Annotated in this window: 16 protein-coding genes; 6 read left to right on the top strand and 10 right to left on the bottom strand. The window is 61.6% G+C overall.

Annotated elements, in window-relative coordinates; all coding sequences use genetic code 11:
* Positions 1 to 5 precede the first annotated feature (5 nt).
* A complete protein-coding gene (locus V7651_RS06890) occupies positions 6 to 866 on the bottom strand; it encodes a hypothetical protein (protein WP_335612697.1) in 861 nt (286 codons plus the stop codon).
* 284 nt (positions 867 to 1150) lie between these two features.
* Here V7651_RS06890 and V7651_RS06885 point away from each other — a divergent pair, with 284 nt between their 5' ends.
* Positions 1151 to 2125, top strand: coding sequence for an endonuclease/exonuclease/phosphatase family protein (locus tag V7651_RS06885; protein WP_335612696.1), 975 nt, complete (start codon positions 1151 to 1153; stop codon positions 2123 to 2125).
* Positions 2126 to 2477: 352 nt separating this feature from the next.
* Here the strand turns inward: V7651_RS06885 and V7651_RS06880 are convergent, their stop codons facing one another.
* Both V7651_RS06880 and V7651_RS06875 read right to left on the bottom strand, forming a co-directional pair.
* Complete coding sequence (locus V7651_RS06880; RefSeq protein ID WP_335612695.1) at positions 2478 to 3080, bottom strand: hypothetical protein; 603 nt, start codon at positions 3078 to 3080, stop codon at positions 2478 to 2480.
* Positions 3081 to 3088: 8 nt separating this feature from the next.
* Positions 3089 to 3961, bottom strand: coding sequence for an HAD family hydrolase (locus tag V7651_RS06875; protein ID WP_335612694.1), 873 nt, complete (start codon positions 3959 to 3961; stop codon positions 3089 to 3091).
* Positions 3962 to 4307: 346 nt separating this feature from the next.
* On the opposite strand from V7651_RS06875, the gene V7651_RS06870 reads away from it, so the two are divergent.
* Positions 4308 to 4598 carry a hypothetical protein gene (locus V7651_RS06870; protein WP_335612693.1) on the top strand — a complete coding sequence of 97 codons (291 nt, stop codon included), beginning with the start codon at positions 4308 to 4310 and terminating at the stop codon, positions 4596 to 4598.
* 40 nt (positions 4599 to 4638) lie between these two features.
* On the opposite strand, the gene V7651_RS06865 is transcribed toward V7651_RS06870, so the two are convergent.
* On the bottom strand, positions 4639 to 6033 hold the full coding sequence (locus V7651_RS06865) for a Na+/H+ antiporter NhaC family protein (RefSeq protein ID WP_335612692.1): 1395 nt from the start codon (positions 6031 to 6033) through the stop codon (positions 4639 to 4641).
* Between the two features lie 171 nt (positions 6034 to 6204).
* Here V7651_RS06865 and V7651_RS06860 point away from each other — a divergent pair, with 171 nt between their 5' ends.
* Both V7651_RS06860 and V7651_RS06855 read left to right on the top strand, forming a co-directional pair.
* Complete coding sequence (locus V7651_RS06860; RefSeq protein ID WP_335612691.1) at positions 6205 to 6936, top strand: GGDEF domain-containing protein; 732 nt, start codon at positions 6205 to 6207, stop codon at positions 6934 to 6936.
* Positions 6937 to 7037: 101 nt separating this feature from the next.
* Positions 7038 to 7775, top strand: coding sequence for a GGDEF domain-containing protein (locus V7651_RS06855; RefSeq protein WP_051624577.1), 738 nt, complete (start codon positions 7038 to 7040; stop codon positions 7773 to 7775).
* A 124-nt stretch (positions 7776 to 7899) separates the two neighbouring features.
* Here the strand turns inward: V7651_RS06855 and V7651_RS06850 are convergent, their stop codons facing one another.
* The 3 genes from V7651_RS06850 to V7651_RS06840 form a co-directional block, all read right to left on the bottom strand.
* Positions 7900 to 8256, bottom strand: coding sequence for an EF-hand domain-containing protein (locus V7651_RS06850; protein WP_051624576.1), 357 nt, complete (start codon positions 8254 to 8256; stop codon positions 7900 to 7902).
* Between the two features lie 235 nt (positions 8257 to 8491).
* Positions 8492 to 9088, bottom strand: coding sequence for an alanine-zipper protein (locus tag V7651_RS06845; RefSeq protein ID WP_051624575.1), 597 nt, complete (start codon positions 9086 to 9088; stop codon positions 8492 to 8494).
* A 79-nt stretch (positions 9089 to 9167) separates the two neighbouring features.
* Positions 9168 to 10043 carry an ABC transporter permease gene (locus V7651_RS06840; RefSeq protein WP_335612690.1) on the bottom strand — a complete coding sequence of 292 codons (876 nt, stop codon included), beginning with the start codon at positions 10041 to 10043 and terminating at the stop codon, positions 9168 to 9170.
* A 276-nt stretch (positions 10044 to 10319) separates the two neighbouring features.
* Between V7651_RS06840 and V7651_RS06835 the strand changes: the two genes are divergently transcribed.
* Entirely contained in the window at positions 10320 to 10853 is a 534-nt protein-coding gene (locus tag V7651_RS06835) for a GcrA family cell cycle regulator (RefSeq protein ID WP_035536784.1), read from the top strand.
* A gap of 41 nt (positions 10854 to 10894) precedes the next feature.
* Here V7651_RS06835 and V7651_RS06830 read toward each other — a convergent pair whose 3' ends face one another.
* The 3 genes from V7651_RS06830 to V7651_RS06820 form a co-directional block, all read right to left on the bottom strand.
* Positions 10895 to 12355 (bottom strand): mechanosensitive ion channel family protein, encoded by a 1461-nt coding sequence (locus V7651_RS06830; RefSeq protein WP_335590885.1) that lies wholly within the window; start codon positions 12353 to 12355, stop codon positions 10895 to 10897.
* Positions 12356 to 12364: 9 nt separating this feature from the next.
* Complete coding sequence (locus V7651_RS06825; protein ID WP_335612689.1) at positions 12365 to 13381, bottom strand: zinc transporter ZntB; 1017 nt, start codon at positions 13379 to 13381, stop codon at positions 12365 to 12367.
* Positions 13382 to 13471: 90 nt separating this feature from the next.
* The gene (locus V7651_RS06820) at positions 13472 to 14842 is read right to left on the bottom strand and encodes a sensor histidine kinase (RefSeq protein ID WP_335590886.1); all 1371 of its coding nucleotides are present in this window, start codon (positions 14840 to 14842) and stop codon (positions 13472 to 13474) included.
* A gap of 236 nt (positions 14843 to 15078) precedes the next feature.
* On the opposite strand from V7651_RS06820, the gene V7651_RS06815 reads away from it, so the two are divergent.
* Positions 15079 to 16551 (top strand): efflux transporter outer membrane subunit, encoded by a 1473-nt coding sequence (locus V7651_RS06815; RefSeq protein ID WP_035536780.1) that lies wholly within the window; start codon positions 15079 to 15081, stop codon positions 16549 to 16551.

Raw genomic sequence — 16551 nt, 5'->3', positions numbered from 1 at the left:
GGCCTTTACATCTCCGGCCGCGCATATCCCATCTCCGCGTCATACGCCGCATATTGCTCCAGTCCCCGCGCCTCCTCGGCGAGCTTGCGTTCGAGGTCGTCGGCCAGCGCGTCATTTCCCGCCTCGCGCAGCTGGCGCACCGCATCGCGGACCTGCGAGCGGAAGCCCTGGAACCAGCCCTCGTCGGCGCGCAGGTAGATGTCCTCCATCAGATGGTCTTCGTAGAATTGATCCGGCCCGAACAGGGCGCGGTTCACGTCCCACACCATGCGGCAGCGATGCATGTACATGCCGTCAAACCGCATGCTGCCATCGCGCACCGGCTCCACGCCCTCCAGCCCGTCATGCCAGGCCTCGCACACTTTCAGCATCAGCCGCCATTCGAACGCATAGCCGCGCGCCTCATGCGCCGCTGCCTGCGCCGCGTTGAGGCCGAACGTCACCGGCGCGGCAAAGCTGATCAGGCTCTGCAGCCGCCGCGCCTTGCGCATGTCGGCTTCCGCCTCGGGGATCAGCCCGGCGTCCAGCAGCGCGCTGACGCGGGCGCGGCCCTTCTCCACCTCGCGCTTCACCGGCGAGGCGTCTGCGTCCAGCCCCGCCGCTTCCAGCAAGTCCTCCGCCTCCCGGCGCACCCGGTTCGCCTCCGTTTCCGCCGCCGCTGCCGCCTCGGCCTTCGCCTTCAGGTCACAGGCGCGGAAGCCGTCGGCCCGCGCCCAGTCTGACAGCGTCGAGGGCGGCACCTTCAGCCGCGCGCCAATCGCGGCCAGCGGTTCGCCTGCCTCGGCGGCCTCGCGGGCGAGTTGTCTCTGCGAGCGCAGCGTTTGCGCGCGGCGGCGATAGCGGGGGGAGCGGGATGTGCCTGTCATGGCGCGCAGTCTACGCCCGGCGCGCCTCCGGTCGGATAAGTCTCGCCTCTCCCACCCCCGCGCCCCCGGCGAAAGCCGGGGCCTCAGGCCATTTGCGCACGAGCCGCCCCGCCCTCTCCCGCGAAACCGCCCCCGCCTCTCCCCGCTCCGGCCCTCTCCGGGCAGTATCCGGGCTGTTTTCGGGCATCCTTCGGGCATCTGTTCGGGCACTGTTCGCAACCCTGCGGCGATCTGCGCGTAGTCTGACAGCACGCCCGCGTCTCCCCCGTTCCGAAAGCCCGCCCATGCTCGCAATCCTCAAGCCCGCCTTCTATCTGCTCGGCGCGCTGGGCCTCTTCGCCGCCTTCGTCCCCAAGTTCAAAACCGAGATCTGGTGGCTCCGCGTCTGGGTCTATGGCCGCCAGCAGACCTGCATCGCGCTCGCTGTAATTGCTGGGCTTTTTCTCTTCCTCTATGGCGTCGACAGCCTGCCCGCCACGCTTCTGATGCTCGCCTACGCCGCCGCCTTCATCACCTGCGCGGCAGACCTCTGGCCCTATACAAGCGGCCGCCCGCTGGAGATGGACACCGCCCTCCCCGGCGCCGAGGGCACCGGCCTCTCCGTGCTTCTCCTCAACGTCCTGCAGGAAAACACCGACGAGCAAGCCGTCCGCGCCCGCATCCAGGAGGCCGATGCCGACGTCGTATTCCTCTCAGAAACCAACGCCCGCTGGCGCTCCGCCCTCGGACGTTTTGAAACTGATTATCCTTATACGTCTCTTCTGCCCAAGGAGGAGCATAACGGCCTGCTCGTCTATTCGCGCTTCCCCATCGCGCGTGTGCAGGAGCGCTATCTCTGCCAGAGCCACGTCCCCTCGCTCACCATCGACATCGAGGCCGGCGGCCGCGAAGTGCGCCTCTACTGCATCCACCCCCGCCCGCCCCGCCCGCGCGACGCCACCGAACATCTCGATGACGAGCTGATGATCGTCGCCGAGGAGCTGCGCGCGCAGGAACGCCCCGCCCTCGTGATGGGAGACTTCAACGAAGTCGGCTGGTCATGGATGGTGCGCCAGTTCAAGGACCATGCCCATCTCTGCGACCCCAAGCGCGGCCGCGGCCTCTACAATTCCTTCGGCGCGCAAAACACGCTCCTCGCCTGGCCGCTCGACCATATCTTCGCCACCGATGATTTCGACATCAAGCAGATCCGCCGCCTGAAACCCTGCGGCTCAGACCATTATCCCATGCTCTACCGCCTGCTCCTGCGCCCCGTCTAGGCGCGCCACGATCCACCTGAAACCCAACGTCTTCGTCACCGCCCTCGAAAGCCGCGTCCACGCCCGCGCCACCCCGGCCCACCTCGGCGGCGCCACCCAGGTCCGGGACTGCGAAGTCACCCACGCGGACATGCGCAAACGCATGGCGCTGTTCCGGTGTACGCAGATGGTGTTGAGGAAGAAGGGGTGAGCAGATATTCGCGCGCTCTTTGCCGAAGCGAGCCTAATATCTTCGATTTTATTGATTCAACTTAAGCTTATAGGGATTTTAATAAAGGCAGTAAAAAAGCATTTAACACTGCCATCTAAGACTGAGTTGGACACCGCAAATAAAATACCAACATATCAAAATCTATATGTTCGCGAGCCACTCCCAAAGGTTGCGATCCTTGTATGCAATCGACACGGTAAAGGAAAAGAGTGCCGTGCACTGAAATAAAAACATCGGCAAGCGATAGAAGATTTGGATTCTTCCGTCAGAATGCAGCCTACCCTCGCTCTTTGAGCTGGCCCGCGGATCGGTAACAATATTTAGAAATATCATGAGCTTGTGATGAAACTTGTCCCCAAAAGTATTGTCGCTGCTAATTTGTGTAATTGCTTTGGCTAGAGTTACGCCGTTCCACAAAGGGCTAAGTGTCGTTTCCAAATTTTCGCCTTGCTTGACGCTTGCGCGCAAATACTGGTGATAGTGTTTGAAGTCCATCAGGTAAAACAAATAGCAAGTCAGCCAACCCGCCATGAGTCCAATTATCGCAATGTGGATGGACCAATCACCTCGCGCAACTTGAATATTGTTCGCAAGGGAGTAACCGATGGCGCCGACTATCGCGATTACAGCAGTGAGGAACAATCCTCGAATCCGCATACAGATATCGTTGAAATGCATCTGCGTCTCGACGACCTTCTCCCAGGCAGCGAGCGACTTCTCGGGATCTGTCTTAGTTTCGGTCAAGCTCTTCCTCAATAGTACGATACGAATTCTACCTGCTCTAAGAGTTCCGCAAAGCGCTTTGCCAGCGTCACTGAGGGCTGCACATGCTCCTTTTTGAGTTTCTGCTCCAGATCAACATCGACCTGAGTCCAATGACTAACATCTTGCAAAAGCTTATACTCAGGCCGCGAATGAGAATGCCCATATTCCGCGTAAAAATCCGAAACGCCGGCATCTTGCGCCATTTTTACATCCCTGATGAGACTATCGCCAACATAGACCACTTCACTGCGTGATACCCCCAAAGCGTCAACAATCGCTCTCAAAATGTGTGGATTTGGCTTCGCCTCCCCTTTCGGGGTGTAAAGGTGCTGCGTTTTTTCGAGGCGATACACTCGTTTATCGTACATTCTAAAATGCGCGATGTCTACCTCTGGGGGAATTTCATGATCTCTTGGCGAGTAGAGCACGTCAAGCACTCCATCAAGGCCAAGCTTTTTGAGGCGCCGAATGGTATAGAATGCCAGTGAATCCGTATACCCAACAATGCGTGTTCCACGCCCCCTGATCTTCAATAAGGTTTCAGCTACAGTTGGATACAGTTTTATTGTTGGCTTTTGTCCTTGGTTATACGCGGCAATGGCAGGCGCATATTTTTTCCGGACCTCGCTAACAGTCATTCCCTTCGAAATCTCTGGTATCGACTGAAGTAAAAATGAGTATTCGGATGTGCCATGTTCCTGATGTACCGGACGTATGAGCGTCTTCAGTTCATTGGCCGAAATTCCGCTAATCTTTTCAGCTTCCTTCAAAAAAGGCAGAAACCCGCTGTGCCAAATTTTGAACCAATCCCAAAGAGTGTTGTCCAGATCGGTAATTAGTACTTTTGCAACAGGTTTCATTGGAAGTATGGGCTCCCGAGGTTAGGCTTAGCTAGTCTACTGGGACGTGTTGGTCTTATCTGCAATACGCATATCGGATTAGACACACATCATTGGAGCAAGCGTAGGGTGCATTGCAAGGCCACCCGCCCTACAAACTCACCACCAGCAAGCGTAGGGTGGGTTGAGCGGAGCGATACCCACCGCCTTGCGTACCCTCCCAGTTTGTATCTGCGTTGCGTCAACCTCCCCACATTCCGAGGCAATGGTTGCCGCACGTTGAAGCTGACTCTTTTGTGTAAGAGACTGCTGCAACTAATGTCCTATGGCATTGAGTTCCAAGGACATCCGAAAGGCTGGAAAAATCATGATCCCTCGATGGGCAACAGTATTGCTCTTCTGTGCCACGCTGGTTGTGCTCGGGGTGGAGCGTGGATTTGGCGCATCCGTGATCTTTGGTGCAGGTGTAGTCCTGTTTTACGTTCTAGCGACGCTCCCGACGTCACGCGAGATAGCCCTTGCCTTGCGCATTATAATTGCGCTGACGCTGATTGCGTATCTGTTGTGGCGAGGCGCCATTGAATTGCTCGCGCTCACGCTCATCGGCGCGGCATTTCTGTCGCTCACTCTATGGACCGTAAACCGTGTCAGGCGCTAAACGCTGAGAGGTGTTGAGCGGAGTGCTATGCCCCCCTCCACTACAAACTCACCACCAGCCCCGCCACGAGGTACATCACCACCGCGATCCCGCCGCCGACCAGCGCGTAGGGCATCTGCGTGCGGACGTGGTCGATATGGTCACAGCCGGCGGCCAGTGAGGCGATGATCGTGGTGTCGGAAATGGGCGAGCAATGGTCGCCGAACACGCCGCCGCCGAGCACCGCCGCCAGCACCAGCGAGGGTGGAATGCCGAGCGCCAGGGCGAGCGGCATCGCAATCGGGATCATGATGCCATAGGTGCCCCAGCTGGTGCCCGTCATGAAGGCCGTCACGCCCGCCACCACGAACAGAACCGCCGGGATCACGATGGGCGACACGAACTGCGCCGCCACGCTGGAGAGGAACGCCCCCGTGCCCAGGACGCGCAGGCTGTCGCCCAGCGCAATCGACAGGAAGAGGATGGCCACAACCGGCACCATTTCCGAAATGCCCGCAAAGCCGCGTTCCTGCAGCCCGCCTTTCGGGAAGGCCTTGCCGCTGATCAGCAGCACCGCCGCCACCAGCATGGCAAGGCAGATGGCCCAGAGGATCGACTGGCTGCCGCTGCCCGCGAGAATGTTGCCGCCGCCCGTCCACGCCATGAAGCCCAGCGCCCCGGCAATCATCACCAGCAGCGGTAGCCACATGTATATGGCCCGCGTCGGCGCGATCAGCTCTTCATCTTCCACCAGCACTTCGCGGTTCAGGCCCGCCGTCTTCATCGGCCCGAACACGCGGCCCGAGAACACGGTGAAATAAACGCCCGCCAGCGTCACCAGCGCATAGAAATTCCACGGAATGGTGCCCGCCACGACGCCAATCGGGCTCTCGAATCCATAGGGCTCCACCAGGCCGAGCGCATAGGCGCCCCAGCCGTTCAGCAGGATCAGCGCACTGATCGGCGCCGATGTTGAGTCGATGATATAGGCGAGCCGTTCGCGGCTGAGGCCATGCGCGTCGAACAGGCGCTGGCCGAGCACGCCGCTGCTGAGCAGGCTGACATTGGTTTCCACGAAGATGGCCGTGCCTGCCAGCGCCGGGGCCAGCGCCGCGCGCCGGGGCGTCGAGACAAGGCCGCGCTTCATCAGGGCGCTCACCAGCGCTTCCACGCCGCCAGAGTCGCGCATCCACGCGATCAGCGCGCCGATGAGCAGGCAGAACAGCAGCACGCGCGTATTGCCCGTCGAGTCGAACACGCCGACCGCCCGGTCGATGGCGCCAAGCGCGCCCATGCCGGGATTGAAATGCGCGATCAGCGTTTCCGATGCCAGCAGCGCCAAGCCTAGCGCCGCATACACATTGCGCGTCAGCATGGCGACGATGATCGCCAGAACCGGCGGCAGTACAGTGAGGATATCCAGGGCCCAGCCTCCTGTGAATTGAAGGGAGCACATAAACCCATCCGCGCGCAAAAGCCCAGCCCGCGACATGCACCGCGCCACGTCCTGCCCCTCCCCGCTGCGCACCTATCGGCGGATGCATGAAATTTGATCGTTTTCTGCCAACAAATGTTGGGGCTTGGCCTCTATAGGGCCCCGATACTCACCCCTCGGCAGGAGCCCGGCATGAACAATGATTTCAGACATCAGTTCTGGAAACAGCAAATCCAGACGAGCATGATTGTCTGCGTCGGCGTTATGGCCGCTGCCATGGCGATGATCTGGATCTGCACTTACGACCTCGACATGGCCATCCGCATCCGGGGCGTCATCCTGGCTGCTGGCATCTCGGGCATCCTCGCCCCCCTCGGCTCGGCCTATGCCATCCGCCAGAATTCGCGCCACCTCTCCCTGCATCTCCAGTATGAGCGCCTCGCCAATAGCGACGACCTGACCGGCCTCGCCAACCGGCGCTGCTTCAACCGCCGGGGCGCCGCCCGCCTCGCCAGCGCTGGCCGCTCCCAGACCGCCCTCCTCCTCGTCGACATTGACTGGTTCAAACGCGTCAATGACATGCACGGACACGAGGCCGGAGACGACGTCCTCTGCCACGTCGCCCAAACCCTCATCCATGCCGCGCCGGACGGGGCCCTGATTGCGCGCCTCGGCGGCGAGGAATTCACCATCATGTGCGAGATTTCCGGGCCTGAAGAGCTAAACCGCCTCGCCGAAAAACTGCGCCGCGCAACAGAGGCGACGCACATCATCTATCATGGCGAAGTGATTTCCGTGACGATCAGCCTGGGCCTTGCAATTGCCCGCCCGGGCGACACGCTGTCTGCCCTGCTCAGCCGCGCGGACAAGGCGCTCTATGGCGCCAAGGACCATGGCCGCAACCGGTTCGCCGTCGCCGCATAAGCCACGGTTTGCCTCAAATTTCACCGATCGGGCTGAGGCCTCATAAATTATATTAACGTATAAAGTCTATCACAAAACCTTCCCCACCCGAGGATACCAGCGTGATAGACAGCATAAGGCAGATTTTCTGGGCCCAGCAGATCCGCTTTGTCGTGCTTGGAATGCTCGGCGCATTGGTCGCATCGACCTTGGCTGCCTGGTTCACCACGGCTGACCTCACGCTGCATGGCCGCGTACATACGCTGGTCGTGTCAGTGGTGCTGACGTGCACAGTGGCTGCCTGCCTGCTCGGCTATAGTGTCTGGCAGAACGTCCGCTACCTGCGCCTGCACCTGCAGACTCAGCTTGCCGCCTACAGCGACACGCTGACGGGCCTCGCCAATCGCCGGGCCTTCCTTACCGAGGGCGAACTCCGCCTCGCGCAGCCGCGGCAGCCGGGCGCCCAGGCGGCCCTCCTTCTCGTCGATATTGACTGGTTCAAACGCGTCAATGACATGCACGGACACGAGGCCGGTGATGAAACACTGATCCATGTCTCGCAGACCCTGCTGCATACAGCACCGGCTGATGCGTTCGTCTCCCGCATCGGCGGCGAGGAGTTCACCATCCTCACAGACGTGACCAATACGGAACATCTCAAACAGCTGGCAGGCGCCCTGTGCAAGAGTGCCGAGGCCGCCAGCTTCTATTATCGCGGTGAGCGCATCAAGATCACGGTCAGCATCGGCCTCGCGCTGGCCATGCCCGGCGACACGCTTTCGACCGTGCTCAGCCGCGCCGACAAGGCGCTCTACGACGCAAAGCATGGCGGCAGAAACAGGTCCGCGCTGGCAGCCTGAAAACGGTGGGTCAAAGACCCCCCGCCTACCCACGATGTAAATCACGCAAACAAAAAGGCCCCGACAATCAGCCGGGGCCTTTCTTTATCCTGGAGCGGAAGGGGGGGATTACGCTCCAGGCGTATTAGCGTTCTTCCATTTCATCACCGGCCTCGTCGAGCGCGTCGCCCGCATCGTCCATGGCGTCTTCGACAGCGTCGCCGGCATCATCCAGCTTCTCGCTGACAGTGGGCTTGCCCCAGTCTTCGGAGCTGGCCTTCTGCCAGGCCGTGAATTCGGCTTCCGACAGTTTGGCGTCGCCGTTGACGTCCCAGTCAGCGAAGGATTCCGCCGTGACGTCCATTTCATTGGCCTGAAGCTCTTCAATGGTGACGAACCCGTCGGCATTGGTGTCGACTTCGGCCAGTGCTGGTTCAGCGGCAGCAAAGGCAGGGGCGCCCATCAGTGTGGCAAGGGCGGCGAATGCGAATGTCTTCTTCATGGTGTCTCTCCTTTTGACATCCCGGCGTTTCGGGCCGTGCCCGGCGCTGGTGAGAGAACAAGCCCGGCCCGTCAAACCCGTTCCCAACCTGTCCGATTTCTAAGACTCCGGGCCAAAATGTGGCGAAAGTGGCGCTTGCCCCATTCGCATTGCGCGCAAGGAAAAGCCGCCTGCAAATCCCTGCAGACGGCTTCCTTCCCCCCCCGGTTATCCCCCGGGCTGGCCACTGCCTACATCAGTAGGCCAGCGGCGATTCAGCTGGTGCCTCGGGCGTGGCCTCAGGCTCTGGCATGTTCTCATCGACGGTTGCATCTTCAGGTGCCGGCGCGGCCGAGGCCGTGTTGCAGCAGCGCACCTGCATCTCCAGCACGCGGTCATTGAAGCGGCACTTCTCGTCATTGATCTCCCGCAGGAAGGAGAGGCCCCCTGCCCGCGTCGTGTAGCGCGTCTGCGTACAGCTGGTCAGCGTATAGCCCGGGCGGCACGTTCCCGTGTCGCTCTTCTGTACGGTACGCGTCTCGCACACCATTTCGTCCGTTTGGGCGAGGGCCGCCTCGGCAGCGGCCTTGGCCTCGTCCGCCGTGGCCTGCGCCTGGGCAGCGGCGCTGCTGGCGCTGTCTGCGACGCTGCGCGCTTCAGAGAGGCGCATGTCGGTATCGGAAAGGGCTGTCGATTGGCCGTCAATCTCCACTTTCAGGCGGCAGACATTTTCCTTCGCCTTGTCGGGATTGGCGCAATAGTCAGCAACGCTCATCTCCTGCGGGATCAGGCTCTGGCATCCAGCCAGCGATAGCGCCAGCAACGTGCCGGCGGCGAGTTTTGCGATACGCATGGCATCCCTCCGGTGTGTTCGGAGGGCATTAAGGCGGCCGTTAACTTTTGGGTCAACGCAACTCCCGTGATCGGGGAAATCAGGCTTTCAGCTTGTAGCCGGCCCTGAACATCCACCAGACGCCCGCCGTCAGCACCACTGACAAGCCGCCCGTCACCCACATGCCCGTCACGATCGAGCTGTTTGCCACGCCCAGGAACCCATACCGGAACCCGTCAATCATGTAGAAGAACGGATCGAGATGCGCCATCGTCAGGAAGGGCTCCTGCATCACCTTGATGTCGTAGAATGTGCCCGACAGGAAGGTCAGCGGCACGATGATGAAATTGGTCACCGCCGAGAGGTGATCGAACTTGTCGGCCCAGATCCCGCCCATTGCGCCCAGTGCACCGAGGACAATGGCAGAGGTCGTGCCGAACCAGAGGATCGGCCAGATATGGACGACGGACATGTCAGCCAGTCCGCTGATCTCAATGCCGATCGCGGAGATAACCGCCACCATGATGCCCCGCGTGATTGCACCACCGAGGAAACCGGCTGTCAGCTCGAGCGGCGACAGCGGCGGCATCAGGAAATCGACATGCGTGGAATTGAACTTGGCCTGCACGAGGCTGGAGCTCGTATTCTGGAAGGCGTTCTGCAGGATGGCCATGACGACAAGGCCCGGCGCCAGGAAGTCATTATAGTTCAGCCCGTCAAAGTCGCCCGTCAGGCGCCCGCGGTCGCCGAAAGCCAGCTTGAACACCGTCATGAACAGAAGCGTTGTCACCACCGGGGCAAACACGGTCTGCATCCACACTTTGAGGAACCGGCCCACTTCGCGCTTGTAAAGCGTCCACAGACCCAGCCCGTTGAACGCGCCATACTGGCGGATCACCCTGAGACTGGATTCTGTACGCGAAGAACTTGTGGAAACCGGCCGTACGGTGGTGGCATCTGGTGCAATATCTGTCATGCCCCGTTATCTAGTATGCCAGACGCCCCGGCACGAGGGGGCAGGCCCGCTTTTTTTGCCCTGATCACAAATCGGGCAAGCCTGCCAAAACTGCGACTCACATGACACAAGATATGGAAAGCCTGTGGAAAGCGGAGTCTGCATGTTGTGTTTCATTTCGGTCCTGATACGATATCTAGGTGCTGAGAGAGATGGCGCGTAACTGCCATCACAACATATAGGGGCTGACGGAACCGCGTATCGGGACCGCAACCTGGAGCTGGGAGACCTAAATCCATGTCTTGGACCGATGAACGCGTAAACGTGCTCAAGAAACTCTGGGCAGAGGGCCATTCGGCCTCCCAGATCGCGAAACAGCTGGGCGGCGTCACGCGCAATGCCGTGATCGGCAAGGTGCACCGCCTTGGCCTGTCCGGCCGCGCGACACCTTCGCGCCCGGTGAAGCGTCCGCCGCGCCTGGCCCGGCCGAAGCCAAGGCTCATGCCGGACGGAACGGTCACGACGCCAACACCCGCCGTCACCGCACCACCGGTCGAAGAGGCAAAACCAGCTGTCGAGCGCACGGCGATGACCGCTCCCCTGCCCCCGATGCGTCTGGCCGATGGCGGCGCTGCCACCATCCTCACGTTGCGGGATTCCATGTGCAAATGGCCGATTGGCGATCCTGCAGATCCGAAATTCGCCTTCTGTGGACGCAAGTCAGACTGCGGCCCGTATTGCACCGAGCATGCGAAAGTGGCCTTCCAGCCCGCCCGCAAGCGCGACACCAAGAAAAGCCAGTATGATTATGTGCGTCGCATAGCTGGCTGACACGGGTCGGCAACACGCGACAAACAGGAAAGCCCCCGGCGTTATTCGTTGGGGGCTTTTTTTGTGTCCGCTTTTGCGGCCTCCGCTTCGGCGGCTTCGTCCTCGGCTGCTTTGGCAGCCGCTGCCGCTTCCGCCTCTGCAGTGCCTTCCGGCGTAATCTGCACGCGCAACACGTCGCTGCCCCGGAAGTGCAGGTCCTGTTGCGGGAAGGGAATCTCGATACCGTGCCGCTCGAGCGCCGAATGGATCGCCCAGTTATAATCGGCTGTCACCTTGGCCGGCTTCTTCACCGCTTCCTCGGTCAGCCACACGACCAGTTCGAAATCGAGGCTGCTGTCGCCAAACCCGGTCAACCAGACCTGCGGCATGCGCGGACCCATGTTCTCCAGCGTCCACTGCACTTCGGCGGCCGCTTCCATGCCCGCCTTGCGTACAAGGTTCTTGTCGCTGCCATAGGCCACGCCGAACTTGATATGCGTGCGGCGGCGCGCCTCGCGCAGCGTCCAGTTGATCACCTGCGCCTTGATGAACTCCTCGTTCGGCACAAGGATGTCGACATTATCATTCGTGGTGACGACGGTGGAACGGATATTGATCTCGTTGACGAGGCCGGTCACCCCGGACTGCAGCTCGATGAAGTCACCCACTTTGACCGATTTCTCGATCAGGATGATCACGCCGGATATGAAGTTCGAAAAGATCGACTGAAGACCAAAACCGATGCCGACGCCAAGGGCACCGGAGAAGATGGTCAGCGCGCTCAGGTTCACGCCCACGGTCTGCAGCGCGATCGCAATGGCGACGACCATCAGCAGGATGTTCGCCACCTGCCCCAGCAATCCCGCCATGGATGGGTTCAGCTTGCTGGTGGACCGCAGCCGCGTCTGCGCCGTGGCGCCAGCCACACGCCCCACCCACAAGGCGATAATGGCGATCGCCACACTGGTCAGGATCCGCCAGGCCGAGATCGAGCCCTTGCCGATCGGTATCTGGAAGTCATTCAGCGCCGAAATCGTCGGCCCGAGCCAGCGCAGGATATAAAGGGCAGCGACGGTCCAGGCGACAATCGCAATCGTGCGCGACAGGAAACTCTTCTTCATATTGGCCGTAAGCAACCGGATGATGATCCAGGCCATCAGCAGGCTCGCCACAATGCGCAACCCGTCGCGGTTGAGGTCGGCCACCATGAATCCGACAATCGCGGCCCATACAAGAATAACGGTGAACAGGGGCCACATCACGCTGGCAATCGACCGGAACAGCCGCCCGATCGCATCCGGCTTGCCGCGTTCCTCGACGAATTCCACCAGTCGCTTGTAGGGAATGCGCGCAATCAGCCACGCCACCACGACGGCCAGAACCACGACGCCCGCCTGCCACAGGGTCGCTTCAGAGAGCGCCTGCTCAAGGAAATTTTCAAACCAGACCTGCAGCTGCCCCCACAGCGTTCCCACCTGTTCGGCAACGGCCTCGGTATCGATCTCTAGATCGTCAGGATTCATGGGGCCGCCTCATAACCATTTCATCAGCTTGAATAGCATGAACTCGATACCGACAATGATCGCAAGGACCACGACCGTAATCCAGAATGCCCCGCTCGAGTTCACCCCCGGCATGCCGCCGACATTGATGCCGAGCAGGCCCGTCACAAATCCGAGCGGCAGGAAGATCGCCGCAATGATCGAGAACACGAACATGGTCCGGTTCATCTCGGCTGCCGCTCGGTTGTTGAGATCGTCCTGCAGCACCAGCGCGCTCTCCTTGTAGACGTCGAGGTCTTCGAGGTAGCGGTGCAGCCGGTCCAGCATCTCACGGGTCGTCAGCCGGTTTTCCGGCGACATCCAGTCCGGCGGGTCTTGCTTCAGTTCCATCAACGCATCGAACTGCGGCGAGATATAGCGCTTGAACGCCAGACAGGTGCGCCGGATGCCGCCAATCTCGTCCAGCATCTCATCGGTTTTTGTATCGGCCGCGTCCGCTTCCAGCTCGTCGATCCGCTCGTTCATGCCGGTAATCGCCAGATTGATCTTGCCGATCAGCTCCTTCGAAAGCGCCATGACAAGGTCGCCGGCCGTCTTCGGCCCGTCGCCGCGCTCTTCAAGGTGGGCCAGCACATCACGGGGTGTCTGCAGCCGCCGCCGTCGCAGCGTCACAACGCGCGAGCGATCCGCCCAGACCTGCATGGCGATCATGTCTTCCGGCTCGTCGCCCGGATTGAAGTTCACCCCGCGCAGCACGCAGACTAGGCCCTCCCCTTCCCGGAACACGCGCGGGCGTGTCTCGTTCGACAGCAGCACTTCAATGGTTGCTTCAGAGGCCGGTAGCGCCTTGTGCATCCACTCGGCCGCGCCATCCGCCGTCCGGTCGAGATGCAGCCACAGCACTTCCTTCTCACTCGCAGGGTGCCAATCCTGCACCGCGTCCCAGCCTATCGCCCGGCATCCCCCGGCCCCGTCCAGCACGCACCCGAACACCATCAAGGGACGCGCCTCAGTCTGCGTCGTGCCCTTTTCGGTCCGTTTTGCCATTATGCCTGCGATGTCCTGTTTGATCTGCCAGATTAAACCTCATCGCACGCCCGCGCGCAAACGGGCGCCATCGTCCGGCCCGCAAAAAGATCAAAGCCGCGCAGCCGGCAGCCAGATACCGAAGGCGCTGCCTTTTCCAAGACGGGTTTCCACGGCGAGGCCGCCGCGATGGTGCGCCATGATATGCTTTACGATGGCAAGGCCTAGCCCTGTGCCGGTAATCTTGCCACCCCGGCTCTGATCGGCGCGATAGAAGCGCTCGCCAAGGCGCGGCAGGTGCTCCCGTTCAATGCCCGGTCCCTGGTCCTCGACACGCAGCCACACCGACGCATCCGGCTTGCCCGGACGCCCCGCCGCCTGCAGCAGCGTCATCCGCTCGCCTTCGCGCCAGCCATGCCCGGCCTTGGACCGCGCTTCGACCATGCTCGGCGTATTGCCATAGAACACGGTCACCTTGCCATCCGCCGGCGTATATTTCAGCGCATTCGTCAGCAGGTTTTCCACCACCTGCATGATCTCGTCGCGGTGCGCGATCACGGGCAGTGCGCGCTCCTCGCCAATCAGTTCCAGCGTAATCGACCGTTCGTTCGCAATGGGTTGCAGCGCCTCGGTCGCATCGATCACGATCCGGGTAAAATCCTCCTGCTCGCTGGGCGAAATATGTTCGGAAAACTCGATCCGCGACAGCGACAGAAGGTCGGCAATCAGGCGGCTCATCCGCTCGGACTCGCCGGCCATGATATCGAGGAAACGCGGCCATGAGGCCGTATCATCCTTGGCCGGTCCGCGCATGGTCTCGATAAAGCCCGAGAGGGCCGTCAGGGGCGTACGCAATTCATGGCTCGCATTGGCGAGGAAGTCGGATCGCGCGCGCGCTGCCCGCTGCACCGGCGTCAGGTCTTCCAGCACGACCAGCGTTTGTTCGGCGCCCGTGGGCCGCGAAACATGGGCGCGCCAAGTCTCGTCGGGTCCGCTGTCGACTTCAACCGAAACGGACTCGTCGCCCTCCCCGCGGCCTATCCTGTCAATGGCCGACAGAAGCGCAGGCGAACGGATCACGGTACTCGCGCGCGGATTGACCCGCCCGTCGAGCCGCAGGATCAGGTCGGCCTCTTCATTGAACGCCACGATCCGCTTCTCGCCGTCCACTTCAAAAGCCGGCAGCGGCAGGGCGCGGAGCAACTGAACGGAATCCAGCCGGCGCGTAACAGTCGTCGGCGCCTGCGTGCGCGAGCTTGCGCGAACAGGCAGAAAGGCCGCCGACCCGACAAAATAGGCAAAGGCCATCGAGGCAAGCACGGCCATCGCCGCAAAGGCGACGATGAAGTCCAGCTCCCCCGTCGCAGCCAGCAGGAACAGGACGCCGCAAAAGCAGAAACCCAGGATGAAAAAATCCCGTGCCCGGCGGCTCAGTCCCGCACGTGACTCTGGTTGGCCAAGAGATGGATCGGACTTGCTCACCCTGTCTCCCGCGCGGGTTTGAATGGCCTGGACCCCGTGTCCGTCCCCATCGCGCCGCCGTCACTTGCCGCTACAGCGGCCCTGCAAAGATGCCAAGCCCCCGACAGCGCATGATAGCAGCGACACGCCTTTATGACACCTCTGCAACAATTATTGAATTTCGATAATTTATCGTTGACAGTCGACTAGGCCCGGACTATCCGGTAGCCCAAAGAGTCGGGAGCCTCACAAGCGGCATGAAACGGTCTATTCTTCTTATCAGCACGGCAATTGTTGCAGCCTGCACCTCTTCTCCGGCGTCAGTTGGTCGCCTGGCGGGGCAACCTGTGGAATTTTTTGCCGAAACGGTCGACGCGCCGTCCGAATGGGCTGCGCGCGGCGTGGCAGGCGTTGCACCGCAGGGTGACTGGCTCAGCCAGTTCAACGACCCATTGATGGTTGGCCTCGTCAATGAAGCCCTCACCAACAGCCCGACACTGGAATCCCGCGCTGCCCTCGTGCGCGCTTCCGAAGCCGCCACCCGCATTGCGCGCTCACAGCGCCGCCCGAGCGTCAGCGGCTCTGTCTCCGCCGGCGTCAACTCCACCTCGACCACGTTTGGCGGCACGACCGACCGGAACACTGACGGCGTCTATGGCGTCGGCCTCGATGCCAGCTGGGAACTCGACCTCTGGAACCGGCTCGGCTCCGGCATAGGCGCCGCCGAGGCAGACCTTGCCGCCAGCCAGGCCGACTATGACGCCGCCGAACTGTCTCTCGCCGCGCAGACCTCAATTGCGTGGATCAACCTGAACGCTGCCCTCGCGCAGGAACGCGTCGCCGCCAAGACCGTTGAGGCACGCGACCGCGTCCGCACGTTGACCGAACGCCGCTTCCAGCGCGGCCTTGCCGACGCGCTGGACGTGCGCACCGCGCGCAGCACGCTCGCTCAGGCCGAAGCCTCCATGGCCGCCCAGCGCCAGTTCACCGGCGAAGCGGCCCGCCGCCTCGAAACCCTTGTCGGTCGCTATCCAAATGCCGAATTGCAGGCGCCCGCTGAAATCCCGACGCTCGGCTCGATCGTGCCTGAAGGCAACCCTGCCCTGCTCCTGTCGCGCCGTCCGGACATTGCCGGCGCCGAAGCGCGCGTCGTCGGCGCTGGCCTGCGCGCAGAGCAGGCCCGCCTCGCCATGCTGCCCTCGCTGCGCCTCACCGCATCGGTCGGCACAAATACGACTGACTTCGCCGATGCCTTCGATCCTGAACGCATCGCCGCCAATCTGATCGCCAGCCTGGTCCAGCCGCTCTTCACGGGTGGCCAGCTCGATGCCCAGCGCGACGCTGCCGTTGCGCAGGCCGAAGCCGCCGTCGCCAATTATGCGTCCACCGCCCTCGACGCCTGGCGCGAGGTCGAAAACGCCCTCGCCGCCGACACTTATCTCGCGGAACAGGAAGACGCGCAGGCCCGTGCCCTCGAAGAGGCCCGCCTCGCCGAGGACCTTGCAGAGCGCCAGTACACCAGCGGCACGATCACCATCTTCAACCTGATCGACGCGCAAACGCGCCGCCTGACAGCTGAAAGCCAGCTCGTGACGGCCCGCGCCAGCCGTGCGACCAACCGCATTTCCTATCATCTCGCCCTTGGCGGCGGCCTCCCGACCGGGACCGCCTCTGCACAATCTGCTAAAAGCAATTCTGACACGGACGCCGCAAGAAGCGGCAGGAGCTAA

Source organism: Hyphomonas oceanitis (assembly GCF_036964545.1).
In the GTDB taxonomy this organism is placed as follows: Bacteria; Pseudomonadota; Alphaproteobacteria; order Caulobacterales; family Hyphomonadaceae; genus Hyphomonas; species Hyphomonas oceanitis.
Note: the sequence above shows the minus strand (reverse complement) of the source record. Positions and strands in the feature narration are given on the sequence as shown.

Coding starts and splice junctions, on each gene's coding strand:
- V7651_RS06890 (WP_335612697.1), bottom strand. CDS start 866: ATGACAGGCACATCCCGCTCCCCCCGCTATCGCCGCCGCGCGCAAACG.
- V7651_RS06885 (WP_335612696.1), top strand. CDS start 1,151: ATGCTCGCAATCCTCAAGCCCGCCTTCTATCTGCTCGGCGCGCTGGGC.
- V7651_RS06875 (WP_335612694.1), bottom strand. CDS start 3,961: ATGAAACCTGTTGCAAAAGTACTAATTACCGATCTGGACAACACTCTT.
- V7651_RS06870 (WP_335612693.1), top strand. CDS start 4,308: ATGATCCCTCGATGGGCAACAGTATTGCTCTTCTGTGCCACGCTGGTT.
- V7651_RS06865 (WP_335612692.1), bottom strand. CDS start 6,033: ATGTGCTCCCTTCAATTCACAGGAGGCTGGGCCCTGGATATCCTCACT.
- V7651_RS06860 (WP_335612691.1), top strand. CDS start 6,205: ATGAACAATGATTTCAGACATCAGTTCTGGAAACAGCAAATCCAGACG.
- V7651_RS06850 (WP_051624576.1), bottom strand. CDS start 8,256: ATGAAGAAGACATTCGCATTCGCCGCCCTTGCCACACTGATGGGCGCC.
- V7651_RS06845 (WP_051624575.1), bottom strand. CDS start 9,088: ATGCGTATCGCAAAACTCGCCGCCGGCACGTTGCTGGCGCTATCGCTG.
- V7651_RS06840 (WP_335612690.1), bottom strand. CDS start 10,043: ATGACAGATATTGCACCAGATGCCACCACCGTACGGCCGGTTTCCACA.
- V7651_RS06835 (WP_035536784.1), top strand. CDS start 10,320: ATGTCTTGGACCGATGAACGCGTAAACGTGCTCAAGAAACTCTGGGCA.
- V7651_RS06830 (WP_335590885.1), bottom strand. CDS start 12,355: ATGAATCCTGACGATCTAGAGATCGATACCGAGGCCGTTGCCGAACAG.
- V7651_RS06825 (WP_335612689.1), bottom strand. CDS start 13,381: ATGGCAAAACGGACCGAAAAGGGCACGACGCAGACTGAGGCGCGTCCC.
- V7651_RS06815 (WP_035536780.1), top strand. CDS start 15,079: ATGAAACGGTCTATTCTTCTTATCAGCACGGCAATTGTTGCAGCCTGC.